At 46.6% G+C, this 20559-nt stretch carries 18 protein-coding genes; 6 read left to right on the top strand and 12 right to left on the bottom strand.

The features are described from left to right. The first annotated feature begins 3 nt into the window (after positions 1-3). From AC1XTG_RS08090 to AC1XTG_RS08080, 3 genes are all read left to right on the top strand, one after another. Positions 4-2454 carry an ABC transporter permease gene (locus tag AC1XTG_RS08090; protein WP_484841601.1) on the top strand — a complete coding sequence of 817 codons (2451 nt, stop codon included), beginning with the start codon at positions 4-6 and terminating at the stop codon, positions 2452-2454. A 391-nt stretch (positions 2455-2845) separates the two neighbouring features. Next, positions 2846-3295, top strand: a complete 450-nt coding sequence (locus tag AC1XTG_RS08085; protein WP_056290082.1) for an Hsp20/alpha crystallin family protein — start codon at positions 2846-2848, stop codon at positions 3293-3295. A gap of 129 nt (positions 3296-3424) precedes the next feature. Then, positions 3425-4249, top strand: coding sequence for a transglutaminase domain-containing protein (locus AC1XTG_RS08080; protein WP_484841600.1), 825 nt, complete (start codon positions 3425-3427; stop codon positions 4247-4249). Positions 4250-4333: 84 nt separating this feature from the next. Here the strand turns inward: AC1XTG_RS08080 and AC1XTG_RS08075 are convergent, their stop codons facing one another. Then, positions 4334-4915 (bottom strand): O-methyltransferase, encoded by a 582-nt coding sequence (locus AC1XTG_RS08075; protein WP_484841599.1) that lies wholly within the window; start codon positions 4913-4915, stop codon positions 4334-4336. A 216-nt stretch (positions 4916-5131) separates the two neighbouring features. Between AC1XTG_RS08075 and AC1XTG_RS08070 the strand changes: the two genes are divergently transcribed. After that, positions 5132-6127, top strand: coding sequence for a ScyD/ScyE family protein (locus AC1XTG_RS08070; RefSeq protein WP_056290090.1), 996 nt, complete (start codon positions 5132-5134; stop codon positions 6125-6127). A gap of 73 nt (positions 6128-6200) precedes the next feature. On the opposite strand, the gene AC1XTG_RS08065 is transcribed toward AC1XTG_RS08070, so the two are convergent. Both AC1XTG_RS08065 and AC1XTG_RS08060 read right to left on the bottom strand, forming a co-directional pair. Then, complete coding sequence (locus AC1XTG_RS08065; RefSeq protein ID WP_056290093.1) at positions 6201-7352, bottom strand: AI-2E family transporter; 1152 nt, start codon at positions 7350-7352, stop codon at positions 6201-6203. A 24-nt stretch (positions 7353-7376) separates the two neighbouring features. After that, on the bottom strand, positions 7377-7586 hold the full coding sequence (locus tag AC1XTG_RS08060) for a hypothetical protein (RefSeq protein ID WP_056290097.1): 210 nt from the start codon (positions 7584-7586) through the stop codon (positions 7377-7379). A gap of 95 nt (positions 7587-7681) precedes the next feature. On the opposite strand from AC1XTG_RS08060, the gene AC1XTG_RS08055 reads away from it, so the two are divergent. Continuing rightward, the gene (locus tag AC1XTG_RS08055) at positions 7682-8416 is read left to right on the top strand and encodes a DNA-formamidopyrimidine glycosylase family protein (protein ID WP_056290100.1); all 735 of its coding nucleotides are present in this window, start codon (positions 7682-7684) and stop codon (positions 8414-8416) included. On the opposite strand, the gene AC1XTG_RS08050 is transcribed toward AC1XTG_RS08055, so the two are convergent. The 6 genes from AC1XTG_RS08050 to AC1XTG_RS08025 all read right to left on the bottom strand — a co-directional run bounded on the left by AC1XTG_RS08050 (position 8383) and on the right by AC1XTG_RS08025 (position 17989). Further along, the gene (locus tag AC1XTG_RS08050) at positions 8383-9354 is read right to left on the bottom strand and encodes a hypothetical protein (protein ID WP_484841598.1); all 972 of its coding nucleotides are present in this window, start codon (positions 9352-9354) and stop codon (positions 8383-8385) included. The genes AC1XTG_RS08055 and AC1XTG_RS08050 overlap by 34 nt on opposite strands. A gap of 95 nt (positions 9355-9449) precedes the next feature. Then, on the bottom strand, positions 9450-10844 hold the full coding sequence (locus AC1XTG_RS08045; RefSeq protein ID WP_484841597.1) for an MBOAT family O-acyltransferase: 1395 nt from the start codon (positions 10842-10844) through the stop codon (positions 9450-9452). Between the two features lie 141 nt (positions 10845-10985). After that, positions 10986-12620 (bottom strand): RagB/SusD family nutrient uptake outer membrane protein, encoded by a 1635-nt coding sequence (locus AC1XTG_RS08040; protein ID WP_484841596.1) that lies wholly within the window; start codon positions 12618-12620, stop codon positions 10986-10988. 33 nt (positions 12621-12653) lie between these two features. After that, the gene (locus AC1XTG_RS08035; protein ID WP_484841595.1) at positions 12654-16103 is read right to left on the bottom strand and encodes a TonB-dependent receptor; all 3450 of its coding nucleotides are present in this window, start codon (positions 16101-16103) and stop codon (positions 12654-12656) included. Positions 16104-16215: 112 nt separating this feature from the next. Then, positions 16216-17310: a FecR family protein gene (locus AC1XTG_RS08030; protein ID WP_056290116.1), complete on the bottom strand. Its 1095-nt coding sequence runs from the start codon at positions 17308-17310 to the stop codon at positions 16216-16218. A 73-nt stretch (positions 17311-17383) separates the two neighbouring features. Then, positions 17384-17989 carry an RNA polymerase sigma factor gene (locus AC1XTG_RS08025; RefSeq protein WP_484841594.1) on the bottom strand — a complete coding sequence of 202 codons (606 nt, stop codon included), beginning with the start codon at positions 17987-17989 and terminating at the stop codon, positions 17384-17386. A 154-nt stretch (positions 17990-18143) separates the two neighbouring features. Between AC1XTG_RS08025 and AC1XTG_RS08020 the strand changes: the two genes are divergently transcribed. Then, a complete protein-coding gene (locus tag AC1XTG_RS08020) occupies positions 18144-18737 on the top strand; it encodes a 2OG-Fe(II) oxygenase (protein ID WP_484841593.1) in 594 nt (197 codons plus the stop codon). Between the two features lie 4 nt (positions 18738-18741). Here the strand turns inward: AC1XTG_RS08020 and AC1XTG_RS08015 are convergent, their stop codons facing one another. The 3 genes from AC1XTG_RS08015 to AC1XTG_RS08005 are packed head-to-tail and all read right to left on the bottom strand — an operon-like array spanning position 18742 to position 20519. Continuing rightward, positions 18742-19224 carry a GyrI-like domain-containing protein gene (locus AC1XTG_RS08015; protein ID WP_484841592.1) on the bottom strand — a complete coding sequence of 161 codons (483 nt, stop codon included), beginning with the start codon at positions 19222-19224 and terminating at the stop codon, positions 18742-18744. A gap of 6 nt (positions 19225-19230) precedes the next feature. Next, entirely contained in the window at positions 19231-20325 is a 1095-nt protein-coding gene (locus AC1XTG_RS08010; protein WP_484841591.1) for a 2'-5' RNA ligase family protein, read from the bottom strand. Next, positions 20325-20519: a hypothetical protein gene (locus tag AC1XTG_RS08005; RefSeq protein WP_056290126.1), complete on the bottom strand. Its 195-nt coding sequence runs from the start codon at positions 20517-20519 to the stop codon at positions 20325-20327. Before AC1XTG_RS08005 ends, AC1XTG_RS08010 begins: the two co-directional genes overlap by 1 nt. Positions 20520-20559: the final 40 nt, after the last annotated feature.

Here is a 20559-nt window from a genome sequence, read left to right as displayed (position 1 = left end):
ATTATGGTTAGTAACTACATCAAAATTGCGCTTCGGAACATGTGGAAGAACAAAGCTTTCACATTCGTCAACCTGACTGGCCTCGTTGTGGGCATTACGGCTTGTCTGCTTATCCTTCAGTATGTCAGTTTTGAGCTGAGTTTTGATCAGTTTCACAGTGATTCAGACCGGATTTACCGGGTTGCCAATGACCGCTTTCAGCAAGGCAAGCTGATACAACACGGCACGATAACCTACCCCGCAGTCGCTCCTGCTTTGGCGAAAGATTATAATGAGGTGGAAAGTTATACGACCATTTCCAATCCGGGTACATTCAAGCTGCGGAAAGACCAGAAGATCTATGAGGAAAAAGGCCTTTATGCAGATGCCGGGTTCCTGACATTTTTTACATTCCCCCTTGTTGCCGGCGACCCCGAAACAGCTTTGAAAGCGCCGAATTCCATTGTACTCTCCGAGAGCAATGCGAAGAGAATCTTCAATGCAGGTCCGTCACAATATCCCGCACTGATCGGCAAAACGTTACTGATCGATTTGGATACAGCGCCCTACCAGATCACGGGGATCATGAAGGATATTCCGGCTAACTCACACCTGAAATTTTCTGTGTTAATGTCCTATCAAACATTGGCGCGCAGCTGGGGAGATTGGGTTAATACCAGCTGGGAAAGCTCGGATATGTGGCACTATATCAAGTTGCGGGAGGGCGCAGAAGCGGCCGCACTGGAAAAGAAGCTACCTGCATTCAGTGACCGTTACTTCAAAGGAGATAAGGTTTCAGGCAGTGTCGAGAAATTTCATCTGCAGCCCCTTAACAAGGCACACCTTTATTCTGATTATGAATATGAAATCGGGCAGGTGAATAACGGAAAGGCTGTCTGGACTATGCTGATCATCGCTGCATTTATACTCCTGATTGCCTGGATCAACTACATTAACCTGTCCACCGCCCGCTCCTTGGAACGGGCCCGCGAAGTGGGTGTGCGCAAGGTAGCCGGGGCGACCTCGGGACAACTTACTTTACAGTTTCTGTCTGAATCGGTGCTACTTAATGCATTTGCATTCGTACTCGCCATTGTGCTTGCATTACTTTTCCAGCCATACCTCAACCAGCTTATCGAGAAGCCGCTATCGTTTGATTTGCTCACGGGGCAGGGATTCGGAGGTTCGGCAATGGCGTGGATACTTGCGCTGGTATTTGTATCCGGCACATTATTATCCGGTTTTTATCCCGCATTTGCCTTATCGGGTTTCAGGGCGATCAGTGTTTTGAAAGGCAGTTTCAAACGTTCTGCGAACGGGATCTGGGTACGGCAATCGCTTGTTGTGTTCCAGTATACCGCCTCAATGGTGCTGATCGTGGGCACATTCATTGTATTCAAACAACTCGAATTTATGCGGAAAGAAAACCTTGGGTTCAATATGGAGCAAGTGCTGGTAGTACGCGGCCCCGAGCTGACCCGCTGGGATTCTACTTCCATCGACCGGATCAACAGCTTCAAGACAGAGCTTCGGCGCTACCCGCAGGTTCAGGCAGCGAGCTCTTCGGCAAATGTATTCGGAAACAGGCTGAGCAGGAGCTTCAACATCATGCGCGTGGGCGCCACCGAAGGTAAAGGTGTTACATTCAGCAGGATGCCCGTTGACGCAGATTTCTTTGAAACTTACCGTATCAAAATGCTGGCTGGCAGAAATTTCCTTCCGACCGACTCCAACCAGGACTCTCAGAAAGTCAAGAATGCAATACTTAACCTTTCCGCTGCCAAGTTGCTCGGCTTTAACAATGCAGAAGAAGCGACCGGCCAGAAATTTTCTTTAAATGGGAAAGAATGGGAGATTGTTGGCGTAGTCAGCGACTTCCATCAGCAATCCTTGAAACATGCTATCGAACCAATCGTATTCGCACCCTTTTACACTTTAAGCGGCTTCTTCTCTGTCAAAGTGGCAAGTTCGGACGTAGAGAAAACGGTGAACCTGGTTAGGCAGAAGTACCAGGACTTCTTTCCGGGGAACCGTTTTGACTACTTTTTTATGGATCAAAAATTCAATGAGCAATACAAAGACGACCGGATTTTCGGCCAGGTTTCCAGCTTCTTCTCGCTTCTGGCAGTACTGATCGCCTCACTGGGCATTTTCGGCTTGTCTTCCTATACCATTGCACAACGTACCAAAGAAATCGGCGTACGAAAAGTGCTGGGCGCAACGGTCGGCAGTATCGTCGCTTTACTCTCACAGGATTTCATAAAGCTGGTCATCATCGCCATCGCAATCGGCTCGCCGATCGCGTGGTATGGCATAAGTCACTGGCTGGATGATTTTGCCTATAAAATCGAAATCTCGTGGTGGATGTTTGCCGTAGCCGGAATAGCCGCAATCATCATCGCATTCGCAACAGTAAGTTCACAAGCCATCAAAGCAGCACTCATGAACCCGGCGAAGGTGTTGAAGGGGGAATGAGAAGGAGAAGGGGGAATGAGTGAATGAGTGAATGAGTGAATGCGAGTTGGAGTTTAGAGTTTATGAGTTTATGAGTTTATGAGTTTATGAGTAGATAATTCATTACCAGTCAAATTCATTCATTCATTCATTCATTCATTCATTCATTCATTCATTCATTCACAAATTCACTCATTCACTCATTCACAAATTCACTCATTCACTCATTCACTCATTCACTCATAAACTCATTCACTCATAAACTCCCCTGAAAAAATGTCTGGTTCGGGAATGTCAATTTTTCAGATTTCATAGGCTGGCACAGGGTTTTCTTTATAGGGGATTCAATGTAAAATACTTCATTTTACTTTTTAGATAATTTATTATTTAACACTTAAAAACGAGGTAAATTATGTCACTGATCAGAAAGAACCGGGATACGTTCCCAGTGTTTCCAAGCTTCTTTGATGACTTTTTAAGTCGCGATCTTTTCAATTGGAACCAATCCAATTATTCGTCGACAAGTACCACAATTCCCGCGGTGAATATCCGCGAAACCGATGACAACTTTGAAGTTGAAATGGCGTCGCCGGGAATGGACAAGAAAGACTTCAACATTCGCCTCGACGGCAATACGCTTACGATCTCCTCGGTGAAGGAACAAAACCAGGAGGATAACAAAGACAATTATTCGCGCAGGGAGTTCAGCTACCAATCTTTCCAGAGAACATTCGTTCTTCCCAAAGATGTGGTCGATGAAGACCGGATCAGCGCACAATATGAAAATGGTCTCTTAAAGCTCTGGATCCCGAAACGGGAGGAAGCCAAGCAAAAAGGACCTAGATTAATCGAAATACAATAATCAAAAAGGGGCCGCTGGCCCCTTTTTACATTACCAACTGCGTGCGATCTCCTACCCCATTTTCCCAATTCACTGAATGGCACAGGATTTATGATTGTAGCAGATATACTTATTCAATAGTCGGATCTTATGAAAATGAAGGGTAAGAGCGTCATCGCCTACGATGTATACGCGCCCACCAACGTAACAACCATGTTGCGCCCAAGAAGACAGGAAGGCCAGTCGGTCATTCAGGAAGGTTTTGAAATCATCCCTTCAGTGCCTTTCTCAGAATATACAGATGTTTACGGAAATCCCTGCCAGCGCTTTGTGCTGCCGGTGGGACAGGTTACCATTTCTACCGAAGTGCAGGCGCAGGTGAATGTAACGAAGCCGATTCCAAATCCGGTGCCCGCTTATATGATGATCGGCGACCTGCCCGACGAGGTGATGCATTACATTCTGCCGAGCCGCTATTGTGAGTCCGACTTGCCCGAGATCAGCAAGCTGGCAATGGAAATTGCAGGCAATTTTGTACCCGGATATGATCAGGTAGAGGAAATCCGCAAGTGGATCCACAATAATGTCAAATACCAATACGGCGTGACCAATTCTACTACTACAGCACTGGATCTGGCACGTAACCGGATTGGCGTCTGCCGTGATTTCACCCATTTGGCACTGGCGCTTTGCAGAAGCCTCAGCATACCTGCCCGTATGACAGTCGGATACCTGGACAAATTACAGGAAATGGACCTGCACGCGTGGTTTGAAGTGTATATCGGCGGTGAATGGTATGCATTCGATGCGGTGCAGGAAAAAACCGAAGGATACCGGATCGAAATTGCACATGGCAGAGACGCAGCCGACGTAGCAATGGTTACACAATATGGCAATGCGACATTGAAATCGCTCCACGTAGAAGTGCAGCTCCTTGAACCGGAACCAGGTCAGCAGCAGGCACAGCAACAGTAATGCTTTGTTTTACAATGATGTTTAATGAAAAATGCTTGCCGGATTTCAGCAGGCATTTTTCATTAAACATCAGCAAGCTGCGCATTATCTCACCTTTACTCCCACAATAATCCCTGTGGCCCAAACCTGCTTTGTAAGCACAATGTCATTTCTGCTATCCAGGTAACTGACAAGATTACGCGCTTTTTCATCGTGTCCCTCCGGCCAGTTGGGTTGGGGCAGCATATCATCTATAATGTAAAATCCGCCGGGATTGAGCATATCCAACACCTCATCGAGGAGCAGGTACTTCCCATGCCAGGTATCGGCGAAGATGAAGTCGTACTTTTCTTCCTGATGCGCTTCGACCCACTCCGCTCCGTCTGTCAGCACCAGCGACAAGCGCGGATCATCTCCCAGGTAGTGCGAGGCTATTTTCAGGAACTTATCCTCATTATCAATAGAAACCAGACTGGATTCTGCATCCATTCCATCAAGTATCCAGCAGGTAGACAAACCTGTTCCCGTTCCCAGTTCCAGGAATTTACCGCCCGGTTTGGAAGCAGCGAGTGTTTTTAACAATGAACAGGTATGTATGTCCGAAGCCATACTGAAACCAGATTCTTTTGTCTGCTCATCGATGGCGACATAAGTCTTAGGAATAGGTTGGATAATTTCTTCCGTCATGTAAAAACCAAGGTTAGTAGTTATAGGCGTGAAAATAGCTCACACGCCGTCAGAATCAAATAGTTGCTTTGATCAACCTTACTATTGTGACCGCTAAATAAGAAAGTCACTCAATAATGTTACCAGTCAAACCAGCGGGATTCAAATTCTTTACTTTTGGCGTGGCATTCGCCGCATTCACAAAACCATTCAACGTTCCACCTACAATCATTTCTTATGAAAAGACAATTCCTGCCTTCAATTCTTGCTTCACTGCTCCTTTTCGCCGCTGTAATCGCATGTACAGACCACGTTGTACCAATTCCGGAGCCTACCCAGCTTACTGCTACCAACCTGTTTTCAGGATTGCGCGCACCGATCGGAATGGACAAGGATAACAAAGGCAACCTCTGGGTGTCAGAAATCGGTACCGGTAATAATGACGGTGCAGTTGTGATGATCACACCAAATGGTACCAAAACTACATTCGCTAGCGGATTTACCTCTGTAATGGGCCCAGAAGGCGGCGCAGAAGGTATCAGCCACGTGATGTTCCACGACAGCAAGCTTTATATCCTGCACGGTATCGAAGGCAAATTGTACATCGCCGATGTATCCAACTTCAAAGCAGGAGATGCTCAGAAGTCAATGTCTGACCTGATTGTTCACGAATACGGCACTCAGGTACGTTCATTGGGGTTAACAACTCCTTTAAACTCCAACCTGTACTCTATGACTGTGGGACCCGACGGCAACATTTATATGGCTGACGCGGGGGCTAATGCAATTTTCAAAAGAGACAACAGTACCGGAGCGATCTCCCTGTTTGCAGTACTTCCTAAAGTAGGCACCGGCCCGATCGTAGATGCAGTACCAACCGGAATCGTTTTCGACGGAAGTAAATTCCTGATCAGCACGCTGTCAGGCGGACCATTTGTTCCGGGCAGCGCAAAAATCTTCGCTGTGGATATGAGCGGAAATGTGAGCATTTACAAAGATGGCTTTACCACATTGACCCACATTACACTGACAGCCAACAACAAACCACTTGTTGTGAAACTGGCAGACTTTGGAGCAACAGGCTTCGCTCCATTCACAGGAGCAGTACTGAACGAAGACGGAACTGTATTGCTTGGCGGACTAATGATGCCGACAGACATCAAACGCACGGGCGATCGTGAGTTTTATGTGATCAGCATGCCGCTTGGTACCATTCAAAAACTGACTTACTAAGCATCAGCAAACACAAAAAAATCGCCGCTCCTCACGGGGCGGCGATTTTTTTGTGCCTATCAGATTTTACAAGCTAACCTACCTCTTTCGGGTCGACCACCTGCCTGGGCGCATCCTCGGGCATTTTGTCACCGAGCAGCTTACCCCAGGGTTTCAGTTCATCAATCCGGTCGAAGATGATTTTAAGTACAGCTACAAACGGAATGGACAGGAACATTCCGCTTACCCCCCATAATGTACCTCCGAGCAAAACAATGAGGATCGATATCAATGCATTAACCGACACTTTTGACGAAACAATGCGGGGTACGATAATATTGTTGTCAGCGAACTGAATCAGCATATACGCGCCCACAATCAGGAGCGGCGTGGTGATACCATCTTTGGTGATAAATGAAATCAGTACCGGGAGTATGATCGCGATCAAGCCGCCTATATACGGGATCAGGTTCAGGATCGCGCCGATCACGCCCAGCAGCAAACCGTACTTGACACCCAGGATCAGCAGCGCAGCCGAATTCAATGCGGCGATAATGGACGTTTCGATCATCAGGCCCACAATGTAGCTTTGCACCGCACCTTTCGTTTCCTGCAAGATCTCAGCTACCTGCGCTGAATTGTTCTCGTCAAAAACCTCAAATATAAAGTTGAGGATCAGAGGCTTGTAGTAGAGGAGCAGAAAAACGTACAACGGAATAAGTACGAAAAAGCTCACGATACCGAACACTGTATTCAAGGTTTTTCCCACATAAGTCTTACCGCTGTTCATCGCCTCATTCAATGCATCGTTGACCATACTCGTCTGTTTTTCATTCGAAACATTAAACTTCACAGCCAGCCAGGATTGCAGATCGTGAATGAGTGATACTGCTTTTGTTTTAAGCTGAGGAAGCATTTCGCCGAACTGCGCGATTTGCGAAGACAGGAAAAATGCAATTCCGGCAACAACAAGAATGGCCAGCAGGATCGTGAGTACGATCGACAGTATCTTGTTGATGTTCCACTTCTGCAACCTGTTGTAAATGGGGTTGAGCAGTATGGCGATCAGTCCGGCAAATGCAAAAGGCACAATGATTTCCTGCAAAAGATGCATGAAGTAGAAAAACAGGTAAAGTCCGATAAAGACCATCGGAGCCTGTATGTAGAACGGATACCTTTGTTCCAAGGCAAAATTTTGAGGCTGAGATGGTTCAGTACCGTCAGACTTTTTGGAGAAAAATCCCATAGAATGGTGTTCAATTAAAGTTGGTTAGCTGCGGGCTTCGTAGTCTGCTACGTCCTGGTCGGACAGTTCCACAATGGAAATTACCTCACCTTTATCCTGCTCCGGCCCTCCCCTGTTCACCACGTTGGTGATATACGACTGGCTTGGAAAAGTATCATTCTGAATAATGTGCCGCTCGAAAGTCAAAATGTTCTCTTTGGACGTGGAAGCGATTGTAATCATGAAGTTGCGCATGGTTTTCAAATTTGGTGACAATAGCTATACGTATAATAAGTATGCCGGGCTGGCATTATTGTTGAGCATTGCTGCTGAACACAAAATGCTGCACTATGCCGGAAGGTCCGTCGATTATTATTTTGAGAGAAAAGATTGAACCGCTCAATCTGAAAGGGAAAACTGTCCGTCACGCCGAGGGTTATGCCAGGATCGATATGGACAGGATCATTGGCCAAAAGGTGACTGATTTCAGATCCTGGGGTAAGCACTTTCTCATCTGTTTTGAAGACTTCACAGTCCGCATTCATTTTCTGCTCTTCGGGAGTTACCTGATTGACGAGCGGAAGAAAACGAACCCGCGGCTGACCCTCCTGTTTGATGATCACGAGCTCAACTTTTATGTATGCTCGGTAGTGCTGCTCGATGAGCCACTGACAGATATCTATGATTTTTCGGGAGATGTGATGTCCGACAAATGGGATGCAAAAGCCGCATTGAAGAAACTGAAAGCCCAGCCCGAAATGCTCGCCTGCGACGCACTGCTCGATCAGGATATATTTGCCGGCAGTGGCAACATCATTAAGAATGAGGTATTGTTTCGAATCAAAGTCCACCCGCTCAGCCAGATCGGCGAAATGCCAGAAAAGAAATTGCGCGAAATGATCAAAGAAACGCGGAACTACTCATTTGATTTTTTGGAATGGAAGAAAGAAAATACGCTTAAAAAGCATTGGCTGGCGCACACCAAAAAGATTTGTCCGCGCTGTAACATTCCGTTTCATAAAGAATATCTCGGCAAAACAAAGCGCCGGAGCTACTTCTGCGAAAGCTGCCAGGAGCGGTTTTGATCGATTAGCATTCCATTAACACGTTTCAACCACAGCCGCTTACCATGCACATTCCAGTGCCCGTCGCTTTTGTGAAACCATTCGGGATGTGGAAGCAAGTAGTCATGGATGTTTAACAATGGCGCTTTCAAACGTGGATTTCTGGATATGCGGGTAATTTGATGATTATGGGGAAGCCTGTCAGGCTCGCATACAGTAACTTTATTTGGAATAAAACAGAAGTAAACTTCTGAGAAGCCTGCATGAAGGTAATGCGAGCGAATGCGGTTCATGTGAATAACCACGCTGTCAATATCCGCATCTGAGAGTTGTTGATAAGGTGACAGAGGACTATGGGGGCTGGCTTCGATTTCGTAAAAAAGCGATCCCCCATTCCTTGATATAATGGATCCAGGATGAGTACGACCGAACCACGATAACATCAGGTTGGCCTTGATTTCCTTAGCCTTCAACGCGAGGCTGGAATTGAAAAGAATGAATTCAAGCCGCTGGTTAATTTCTCTGTTTAAGTTGTTTTCCCAAAAGGACCCCGCCAAGCCAGCATGTTCTTTAACCGTCCGCTTACTTTTTCCACGAACCTGAAAACCGCGGTCTATGTAAAGTCTGGCATAATCGCTCCTGAGCCTTTCCTGGATTGTCCGCTCAATCAGCTCTATTACCACGATTGACCGCACCGAGGGATCGAGTGTCACAGTATCGACTTTGGTACCTAGCCAAATGTGATAGTTTCGCCGCCCTGCATAAAAGCTCGTATCCATTGTCGTGAAACTGTCGCCAATAGTGAAGAGATCTGTACTTTTTGACCGATTTACCGGCTTGTCGCTTTCAAGTAAATCATCAGCCAGCTGCCAGTTCAGTTCTTTGAATCGAGACAGATTAGTAATGTTGTAAAGGTCACCAAAACGGTATTGGTCAGGAATGAAGCCACGATCGTACAACTTCCTTTGTAAAGTTTCCGAAAGTCCTGCTGACAGGATAATACCCTAAAATAGCAGAAGGATCAAGCGTGCGGACTTAGTCAGGAATTTCATCATCAGAACTGAAAATAGATAAACTGATTGCTTCCAAATACCCCGCACAAATAGCACAAAAAACTAACGACACCGAGCAAAGGCCAGAAGCTCCTCCTCTCCGGCACAAACGCAGGAGAAGAGTATTCTTTTACAAACAATAGAGCTATCAGAAGCAGACAGAACATCGTTTCGTTGCCGTTTAAAGGCAGGTGGGGAAGCTCCCAGTTTTCAGGTGTAGCCAGCTTGCGTATGATCAAAAAGGCGTCATTGGTGGTGTGAGCCCGAAAAAAGATCCAGGCTAGTGTCACCACCGAGAAAGTGCCGGCAATTCTAATTAACGGAGGGATAGGTAGTCTTCCTGGGAAAGGAATCCGGCCAACAATGAGTAAAGAGCCATGAATAGCTCCCCAGATCACAAATTTCCATTCGGCGCCATGCCACAACCCGCTGAGCAGGAAAACAATCATCAGGTTAATGCATGTGTGCACATTCCCGCGACGATTTCCGCCCAATGGAATGTACACATAGTCACGAAACCACGTAGATAGCGATATGTGCCAACGCTGCCAAAATTCGGAAATTGAATGCGAGAAATAGGGAGAGCGAAAATTTGTCATCAGCCTGTATCCCATTGTCATAGCACTACCGAGCGCAATATCAGAATAGCCGGAGAAATCGCAGTAGATCTGTATACTGTAAAACACTGCGGCAATTGCCAGGCTGCTTGCATTCTGGCTTTCAGGGTGCGCGAAGATCGGGTCTGTCACTAATGCCAGCCGGTCTGCGATTACCACTTTCTTGAACATCCCCCACGCCATCCACCATAATCCGGTGCGGAGATTGTCCCACTCAAACCCGTTACAAGTTTTAAATTGCCACAAGATATTTTGAGGACGCTCAATGGGGCCAGCTACGAGTTGCGGATAGAATAATACATAAAGCGCATAAATCCCGAAATGACGTTCTGCCTGCTGTTTACCCCGATATACTTCAATTGTATAGCTCATCGATTGGAATGTATGAAACGACAAACCAATAGGCAATGCAAGGCCCGGGTACATCCCGGCCAATGTTTCAGCGTGAAAATCGATCCCCGCAGTTTTCAGCAGAATCGCTACGTTGGCATTTAGGAAATCAAAATATTTGAAAAAACCGAGGAACCCCAGATTAACGACAATGCTGGCGATGAGCATCGCCCGCCGCCGTATTCCTGAGAGCTTTTCAATGCAGATCCCGGCCAGGTAATCGAATACAATTATCAACCCCAGGATCAGCAGGTAGGCTGGAATAAATGACCCATAAAAATAGGCGCTGGCAGTTAGGAGTAAGACCCAGCGCCAGCGCCCTGCAAGTGTATAGAACGCGGTTGTTGTAAAAATGAAAAAAACAATAAAATGGAGGGAGTTGAAAAGCATTGTCAGCCAGGATCTTGATAGTCGGCTAAAACAAAGCATGAAAATACTCCCTTCGCCAACTTACTTGCCCTGAGGCTTACCCCATTTATCGAAAGGAGTATTACCTCTAACCAAATTGCTCATGTTTCTTCCTCTTCTACTTTACCAGCCTGCATTCTGTTCCAGCTTAGGATTCAATGCGAGTTCGTTGATTGGCAGCGGCCAGAGGTAATCTCTTGCCGGATCAAACTTGCGGAAACTTGCATCCTGAACCAGGATAACATTGCCTGGGGCTAGGTTCACAGTAGCTGCGGCAAATTCGTTTTTGAAATAGAAATTCCCCAAAACCGGTTTTACTAATTCAGTCTCAGCAATTTTCCAGCGGATCAGGTCCCAATAACGGAAACCTTCCTGCGCCAGCTCAACCCGGCGTTCACGGCGGATTTCTTCACGCATATTCAAACCGTTTGCAGTAACAAATGCATTGGTTAGCTTGGCGATTTCCCCTCTGGCGCGCAGCAGGTTAATTGACATATCCAACTCCGTGTCTGTAATCGCTCCATTGAGCTCGTAAGTGGCTTCGGCAAAAATCAACAGTACCTCAGCGTAACGCAGCAATGGACGGTCGATTACAGAAGCTTGTGTATTCCAGTCATTTACATTCGCAAACTTCCTGAACATGTAACCCGTCTTGTTAAATACCAGGTTAGCTATATCGAAGATAGGCTTGGTGGTCATCATCGCATCGCCGCGTTTCATGAAAGTAGCGCTCATACGTGTGTCACGGTTTCTGAACACTTTGTGAGAAGAATCGGGCACCGACCAGAGTGGTGATTTGCTAAGCGGCAAACCGTCTTTCATCAGGTAAGAATCCGCCAGACTTTTAGTAGGATTCACGTTCCCATTTTCCAGCGAGCTGCGATAGTAAGCGTGCGTCACAACACGCTCGGTAGAAGAAACACCGTACTGTTTTACAATGATATTCTCCTTGTTCTGTCTGCCCTCACCAGCCATTTGAAACAGATCAAAGTAGTTGCCAAACAATGCATGTTCTTTGCTGTCGATTACTGCTTTGCTGCTTGTTACAGCGATATTCAGGTGCTTTGTTGCATCGCCTTTTGCGTGGAATTTGGCGAAAGTACCTTCATTGAGCCCCACTCTTGCTTTAAATGCCTGGGCTGCCGTTTTCGAAATGCGCCCATAATCCGCAGTACCCAATGTAGTAATAGTAGGAAGATTGGCTATTGCAAAGTCCAGGTCCATATAAATCTGGTCCACAATCGTTTCCCTGGGAGCAGCCGGTTCCGTTAGTTCAGGACTGTTCTCTTCGAGCGTTTTCATGATCAGCGGAACGCTTCCGTATCTCTGAACCAGTGAAAAATAACCCCATGCACGGAAGAAGTAAGCCTCGGCCAGGTACCTGTTCAAAACGGCCGGTGTAACAGCAGCGCGCGGCGCTTTTTCCAGGATGTTGTTAGCTGCGCGGATCAGGTTGTAAGGCGTGTTGTAGTCGCCCGTCGCCGTGGCCGGAGCTAGCCGGGAACCGTCACTTATATTATTAGACGCTAAACCGAATGCATCGTCAGACCATACGTCCTCAGTGATATTACCTGCATTTGGTACAGTAAACCCCGGTAGAAATGTATACAGGTAATTACTAGCCGCTTTGATATCAGACTCCGAAGTCCAGAAGTTCATATCACTGATATTCGTTTCCGGCAGGCGGTTTACATCACAAGCCCCCAGCATCGTTACCAGCGACAAGCTCAGCAGTGTTTGTTTGAATGTTATTTTCATTGCTATTGAATTAATGCGGTTGGTCGGAATTGATTAAAAAGAGATGTTTAGACCAAATGCGGCGGTCGCGAAAAACGGATAGTCATTTTCTACGCCGTCGCGCGTTTCAGGATCAAAGAAGCCCTGGAACTTGCCCAAGCCAGAAAGGGTCAGAATGTCCTGTCCAGAGAAGAACACACGTGCACGTGAAATTTTGGCCTTTTCTGTAATCCGTAGCGGTATGGTATAACCAAGCTGAATGTTTTTCATCCGGATATACGCGGCATTCAGCGTCCATTTGTCAGACGACAGGTAGTTATGTGTAGCTCCAGTGTAAGGTCTTGGGAATAACGCATCCTGGTTTTCAGGTGTCCAGTAATCACTGTGAATGCCCATTGCCTGTTTCCAGGTTACAAGTAGCGGCGCAATCGACTCGGCTTGTGCGCGGTAGCTCCGTTTCCCTACACCTTGCAGAAACAGCGTAAAGTCAAATCCCTTCCAGCTTGCTCCCAGCGTAACTCCGAAAAGATAGCGGGGCGCAGTAGTTCCCAATAGCACCAGGTCGCCGTGGTTTGCAACCGTCCCCTTCCCTACTGTAATGCGCTTGTCTCCGTCGAGATCTACGTATTTCACGTCGCCAACACCGGCGCGGTTATCCTGGAATGCCCAGTTCTTCACCTCGTCGCTAGTGGTGAAATAACCTGCCGTTTTATAACCCCAAAGTGTGTTCATCGCATAATTTTCGATGAGGTTATTATAACCTGCTGATACGACATTTCTTCCCGAGAAACTCAGCAGTTTGTTGTTGTTATCCGAAAAGTTAACCGCCAACGAATAGTTAAATTCTTCACCAATCTTATCACGGAAACGTAATTCTGCTTCCCAGCCCCATGATTTCAGCTCTCCATTGTTCTTGCGTGGCGTACCAATTCCGATTGTGCCCGGCAGCTGCTGCGCAGTAAGCATATTTCGGTTGTACTTTACGTAGTAATCTGCATTGAGTTGCAGCTTGTTCTGGAAAAGTCCAAGGTCAAGACCTCCGTTGGTAGTCTCGATTGTTTCCCATGACAAGTTGGCCGACGGAATGGAACCCTGGAAAATATAGGAAGTCCGCGAGTCTCCAAGCACAAGATCGTTTCGTCTGTTCAGCTGGCTTAAATAATCATAGTTACCAATAGCATCACCCAATGCACCACCAAGGCGACCCCACGATCCGCGCAGCTTAAACTCGGAAAAGAATGGGATTGCACTGGAAAACCAATCTTCCTGGTGCATGTTCCAGCCCACAGATGCTGACGGGAAAAACTTCTTCCGCAACCCCGGCGCGAGTTTCGAACTTTCATCAAGTCGCACCGTCGCCTCAAACAGGTATTTATTGCTAAAATTGTAGTTAAACCTTCCAAAAACTGACTGAAAAGCATTCGTACGGATAGTCTGGTTGTTGGTTTTCGTTTTGTCATCCCCCAGATTAAGAGTCGGCAAATCGTTGCTTACCAGGTTGGTAGCACCTGATACTAAGAAGTCCTCGCGAAATTCTTCCCACTGATAACCTCCGAAGAGTGCGAAATTGTGCTTTTCAGCAATCTTGAAATCGTAGTTGACCAGGAATTGCAGGTTTGTATTTTTAGTCAGCTCGTTTTCAATGTTGTAAGAATTAATCTGATTAACCCAGCCAGCCACTTTCGACTTGCTCCACAATGGAACCGTGCGGTTGAACCGCTGGCGATCGCCGCGACGATACTGTGTTCCGGCTACTGCCCTGATCTGCAATCCTTTTACAAAGTTGGCGGCCGTCAATGTAAATACACCATCAAAGAAGTTGCGTTTGTAGCGGTTGTAGCCACCTTCTGCCAGCTGTGCGTAAGTACTGTTGGAAGTGTTATACCTTCCTTCGGGCGTAAATGCCGGGTTTCTGGTACGAAAACGATATACCTGGTAAATCAACCCGCTACCATTTGCATCTGCATAAGAGCTGTTTGTGAATTCGTGGGTGTAGGAAAGGCGGCTGTCCAGTGTCAGATGTTTCGACAATTCAGCGCCCAGGTTAATGCGCGCATTGTAACGGTCGTAGCTGTCTGGGCCTACTTTGAAAACTCCCTGTTTGTTGTAATAACCTCCTGAAATCAAAAAGTTGAGCTTTTCAGTACCGCCGCGCGCCGTGATATTGTGCGTGCTCATGGAAGTGAATTTCCTTAGCAGCTCGTCGGCAATAGGTTTTTGATTGTAGTACAAATAAGAAGAAGTATCGGCGGGATTAACCACATAAGGTACACCGTCACGGATCCGCTGCAATTCTTCGTCGGTATATTCGGGGCTTGAACCGGAGTTAATCCGTGCCTGGTTGGAAAACAAAGCTTCGTCAAGCAGCGACATTCTGTCGGGTACGTTGGTAGACCAGTCTATCCCCTGCTGGCCGGAGTAGTCGAATGTAACTTTGCCAGCTTTTCCCTTTTTAGTAGTAATCAAAATTACACCGCCTGCAGCCTGTGCGCCGTAAATAGCCGCCGCTGCCGCATCTTTCAATACACTGATGCTCTCGACATCATTCGGGTTCATGGTTTGCATGGTACTGATCGGCACACTCACGCCGTCGAGCAGCACAAGCGGGTTTACATTCCCATTCGCAGAAGTAGCGCCGCGGATTTGGATCGCAATGTTTTCGCGACCAGGCTGACCTGTCTGGCGGGTAATGATCAAACCAGGCGTTACGCCCTGCAAACCCGTTGAAAGGTTACTGGAAGGGCGGTTTTCAATCGCTTTGGAATCAATGGTAGAAACTGCGCCGGTCAGGTTTGCCTTTTTCTGAACACCATAACCCACAACTACTACTTCTTCGAGCGCCTTATCGTCGACGAGCAATTTTACGTCAATGCTGCTGCGGTTACCCACCGGAATTTCCTGGGTAACATATCCTACGAAACTGAAAACGAGTATTGCGTCGCCGCTTACCACGCTGAGCTTGTAGTTACCTTCCGAATCCGTTGTCGCGCCTTGGGCAGTGCCTTTGATCAGGATACTTACACCCGGCAATACGCCCCCCGCATCGTCGGTTACCTTACCTGAAATGTCGATATCGGCATTGGTTTCAGTCGGAGTCGCCGGCAATGCAGCGCTTGTTTTCGCATTCGTTTCAGCCTCCTTCTCGGCGAGCTGGCGTTTCAGTACGATCTGATCTCCAGATACCTCGTATTTAAGGTTCAATGGTTTGAGTATCCCGTCGAGTATCCTCGAAAGTGGCTGGTCCTGTGCGGCAAAAGAGACTTTTCTTTTTGAATGGATAATCTCGCGGCTGTACAGGAAACGTACTTTTGCGGATTGTTCGAGTTTGGAAACAACAGTTTCAATATTTTCATTTTCAATGGCGATACTGATCCGCTGATTGAGCATTTCCTGGGCATTGCCGATGCTCGCCCAGCTGAGATTGGCTACCAGCAAGAGCAAGATGCATTGCAGGCCAAGCAAGCTGCCGGTATTCTTTGTCAAAGCAGGTTTGTAGATTTTCATTTCAAATTTTCCTGGGTAAATGGTTAATGATTAAAGGTGTTGGGAAATGGCTAACTGGCTGGTTTATTCATATTGATCTGGGTTTAGAATTGAAGTTTTAGTTGGGTTATATTCAGGGACAGCCTGTACCGGAGATAATAATCTGATCGCCGGCTACCTGGTAAGTGGATTCAGTTGCGAGACAGATCAGTCTTATCTTTTCCAGAAAAGGTTCGTCTTTGAGTGAAGCTGTAAGCGTGCAATTGCGCATTTCATCTGCATTGTAGCTGATCCTGACCGCATAATTGGATTCAAGTACTTTAAATGCATCGGCCACGGGCGTGAAACGAAATTCAAAATCTTCCTTCTGTAAAGGCGACATTTGGGCAGGTGCAACTTGCTCCGTGATCCGGGAGACCAGCTTGTTGTTTTGTACCAAAAGTTTCATCTGCTGGTTAGGCAGCAAGGTCACTGCTGAAAGCATACCCTTGGTTTGGTGACCTTTTGAAACAGAAACCTTCCCGGTTTTCACAGCCACAATCGCCTCGCTGCTGCCGGGAAAAGATCTCATCCTGAAACTGGTACCTACTACTCTGGTGGTCAGCTTGTCGGCATACACGAAAAAGGGCCGCTTTGCATCTTTTACAACTTCAAAAAAACCTTCGCCTACCAGATGGACAATCCGCTCATCACCCTTCATTTCTGCATCAAAAGAAACGCTGCTCCCTTTTGACAAAAGCACCGAAGAACCGTCAGGCAGGTTAACCAGCATTGTTTCCCTGTCGGAGTTCTGTTTTGTTATCAAGAGACTATCCTGGCCGGCGATTACCGGAAATTTAGCCGCAGCCTGAAACGGGCGTTCATTGAATGCGTACTGCCACCAAAATCCAATGGAAATAATGAGCATTGCAGCCACGCCCCACCGCAATAGCTGCCAGATCGAAGCGGTTTTTTGAGCCGGCACTTCCTCTTCAAGTGCTTTCCTGAGCTGCCCGGCCTGATAGCTGGCTTGCAGCTCGGGTACCTGCTCTCCGCCCACAACCAGCAGAATAGCTACTGCCTGCTCATAGAGCACCACTTTTTCGGGATTTTGGATCAAAAATTCCTGCCAGAAAAATGTGTCTTCCGCTGCATTGCCGCGCACCCATTTTCTGAAACGCGCGCTTCCCAGGAAATCCTCTACGGATTCGAAGGCATTATCGGGTATCTCCATACCGGGTATCTCCATTCTTGACTTTTGGAATGATTTCTATGAAATTATGAATAGCATAGCCCGGGATACCCTTCGCGAGAGAAAAAAATTAAAAAAAGAATAGAGATAGTACAATTGTCACCAGCCACTTGGTCCTGATTTTGGCCAATGCTTTTTGAAGAAAGTTTGAAACCGACTGCTTATTGACGCCCATCATCTCGGATATTTCTGCTACACTGAGGTCTTCAAAATAACGGAGGTAAAGTGCTTCACGCTCTCTTTTAGGCAGATCTGACATTTGTGCATTAACCTGCGATACAAGACTGTCCAGCGTTTCCTGCTCGATCAGCAGTGATTCTGCATTGAAGTGATCAGGTAAAGCGGTGTCCCAATGCAGCGATTCCTCATTTGTGAATCGTTTCTGGTAGCGCAGGTACTCAATAATGCTGTTGCGGACTGATTTGAGCAGGTAAAATTTAACAGACGGCGTTTGAGAGATTTTGTGCCGGTTTTGCCAGAGTTCGAGAAAAAGGTCCTGGATACAGTCATCCACAACACTTTCATCGACCATAAATTTCAACCCGTACCGCTTCAAAGTCGTGAAATACCGCTCAGCCAAAATGCCAAGTGCCTTATTGTCGCCGCCGCGGTAAGCGAGCCAGAGCGCAGCGTCGTCGGTGGAAAAATGAATGGGCTCCGCGGTCGGGAAATACATGCATGGATATTTACATGTACATAGACGAGGTATTCTCTTTTTCCACCGACAGGATTTCAAAAAATATCCCGGTAATCTGCATGATCCGTTTTCTAGATTTAATAGGTTACCTTCACTAAATCCGGCAATCGGAATCACATCTAATCTTCACTAATTGCAAACTGCATTTGATACACTTATCGACAGCTACATCGATGATAAAGTGGGGATAGCGGAAAATTTCCTGAAAGTTGCACTTGCCAACCAGCTACGAGAAAAGCTGGCTGCATTGCATTCCCAGGGCCAATTTCAATCAGCTGGTACCGGGAACGAAAAGATCATCCTGCACGACAAACTGTATCGCAGTGACATGATTTACTGGCTCGACCGCGAGCATAATGATCCTGTCGAAGAGGAGTTCTTTACCTTAATGGATCTTTTTGTTTTGCATTTAAACAGTACGTGTTACACCGGGATCACGGGTTACGAATTTCATTATGCGATGTATCCTGCGGGCAGTTTTTACAAAAAGCACCTCGACCAGTTCCGCAGTGACCCCAGCCGGCAATATTCCATGATCATGTACCTGAATGAAGACTGGCAGCCAGGCGATGGCGGAGAGCTGCGCATATATCATATGGATCGTCTGCAAGATATTTCGCCGACGAATGGAAAAAGCATTTTCTTCAAGAGCAGCGAGCTGGAACATGAAGTTATGCTCACCAACAAGCCGCGACTGAGTATTACAGGCTGGCTGAAAGTGGGGTGATCACCTAGGTTATCAGATCTTTAATCCGGATTGGAACCCAAATCTCTTCTTCCGACTCAGGATCATTGTTTTTGTACTTCGCGCCAAGCACTTCGAAATGCGGTCGGCTATCTACATCGAATTCAGAAGATGGCAGCCAGATCCCAAAAATCCATTTGAATGTTTTTTCAAATTTGTCCGGTGTTCCTTTGTAGTGGAACACCGCGTACATACCGGCAGGCAATATAAATGTTTCCATTCCCTGCGGCACCTGATCGAAATCGCTTACCTCAACAGCAGCCCATTTCTCAAATACGCTCGTTGGTGAAAAGAAATCCTGATCATAAACTTGCATAGAGATCAGGTCTGTCGAAACTGCATTGGTAACCTCTTTCCTGCGCGGCATAAACCCGCTCCACAGCTGAAAGGTCCTGTTTTCAGTCAAAGACATTTGCATGTGCTGACCGACCAGTTTCTTTTCCGGCATATTCTCTATTCGTGGAGACATTTTCTGCTAGGGTTGAAAAAGATCCAGCTGCACCGCAGGAGCGCCCAGCAGCGGAAGTACATCTACAACATCATACTGGCGCCTTTTGTCATTATACTTCCTGATCGCAAATGCATTGCAATGAAAGCGCGCCTCATAGGTGGTAAAAATTGAATAAGCCAGCGCAATCCATTCCCGCGACAGCCGCCTCCCAATGGACATATGCGGGTTTTTAGATTCATCGGCCCACTTTCGCATATACTGCTTCTTGATCTTTTTGTCAAAAGTCTTCATTACAACCGCAGTCCGCTTACGAATTTCCTCAGAAGATTCTTCCGTGAGTTTAACGTAAAAAGCCGAAAAGTTGCCTCGATCAAAGTCATTGAAACCGGAAAAGACAATCTCAAAGGGATCGAGCTCAGATACAATGCGGCGGTACTCTGCCAGAACATATGGATAATCTTCTTCACTGGCCTCAAAACCATCAAGAGAAATATGGGCCTCCGCATTGGCGCTGCCGTAGCTTTTACCAGTCGCAATGCGGTACTGCTGCTTCATTTCGGCCACTTCCTGTAGGATTGCAGCGCTGGGCATGATGGCGAGGGAGTAAGTGGCGAGGGTTTGCGAGCTGGCGATTGGAATTGATCCAATAGCTTTATCGGGTTCCGGCACCTTTTCGCTTTTCTTTAATGTAGCTACATCAGCGATATCTTGCGGCCTGTTAGATGCAGTCTTATTTTCTAACAGCTGCTTAATTCCAATAAAGGAAACTTCAATCGAATCGATTACAATTGTTCGTTTTTGCAGAACCGCTTCTAAGAAAGTTACACCGTCGATAGATGTTAATATGTCAATTCGCAAAGGCGGATAACCAATCTGATTGATGATGTTATCCTTCAAAAAATCTTCCTTACTATAACCTAATGAAGAGAAACCAAACTCTTTAAGAACAGTCAGCATTTTTTCAGCATTGGTTTCAGAAACTTTGATCCAAATGTCAAGGTCACCTGTAAACCGCGGCCTACCATGAAATGCCATCGCATACCCCCCGACAACCAAATACTCGACTTGATGTTTATTTAACAGGTTAATAAAATCTTTGAAATCGGTCGCCAGTGTCATTATTTCATATTTCTTTGAGAAAAGTAAGTCTTGTCCATACGTTGCGAAGGCTCTAACATTTGACTAACTAGAAAAGTAACTGCCGCAATCCTTTCCTGAGGTGTCTTTGCTAACCAATAATCAAGGTCATCTGCCGCTTGATCACCATTTTTCATGTTGATCTGCTGCCTTACCATTGCTATTTTACGATCCATAACTCTTCTGTTTGATCAAATATATTGTAAAAAATCTACG

This window comes from Dyadobacter sp. HNCC25DJ183, assembly GCF_056895175.1.
This window is presented reverse-complemented; position numbering and strand designations above follow the sequence as displayed.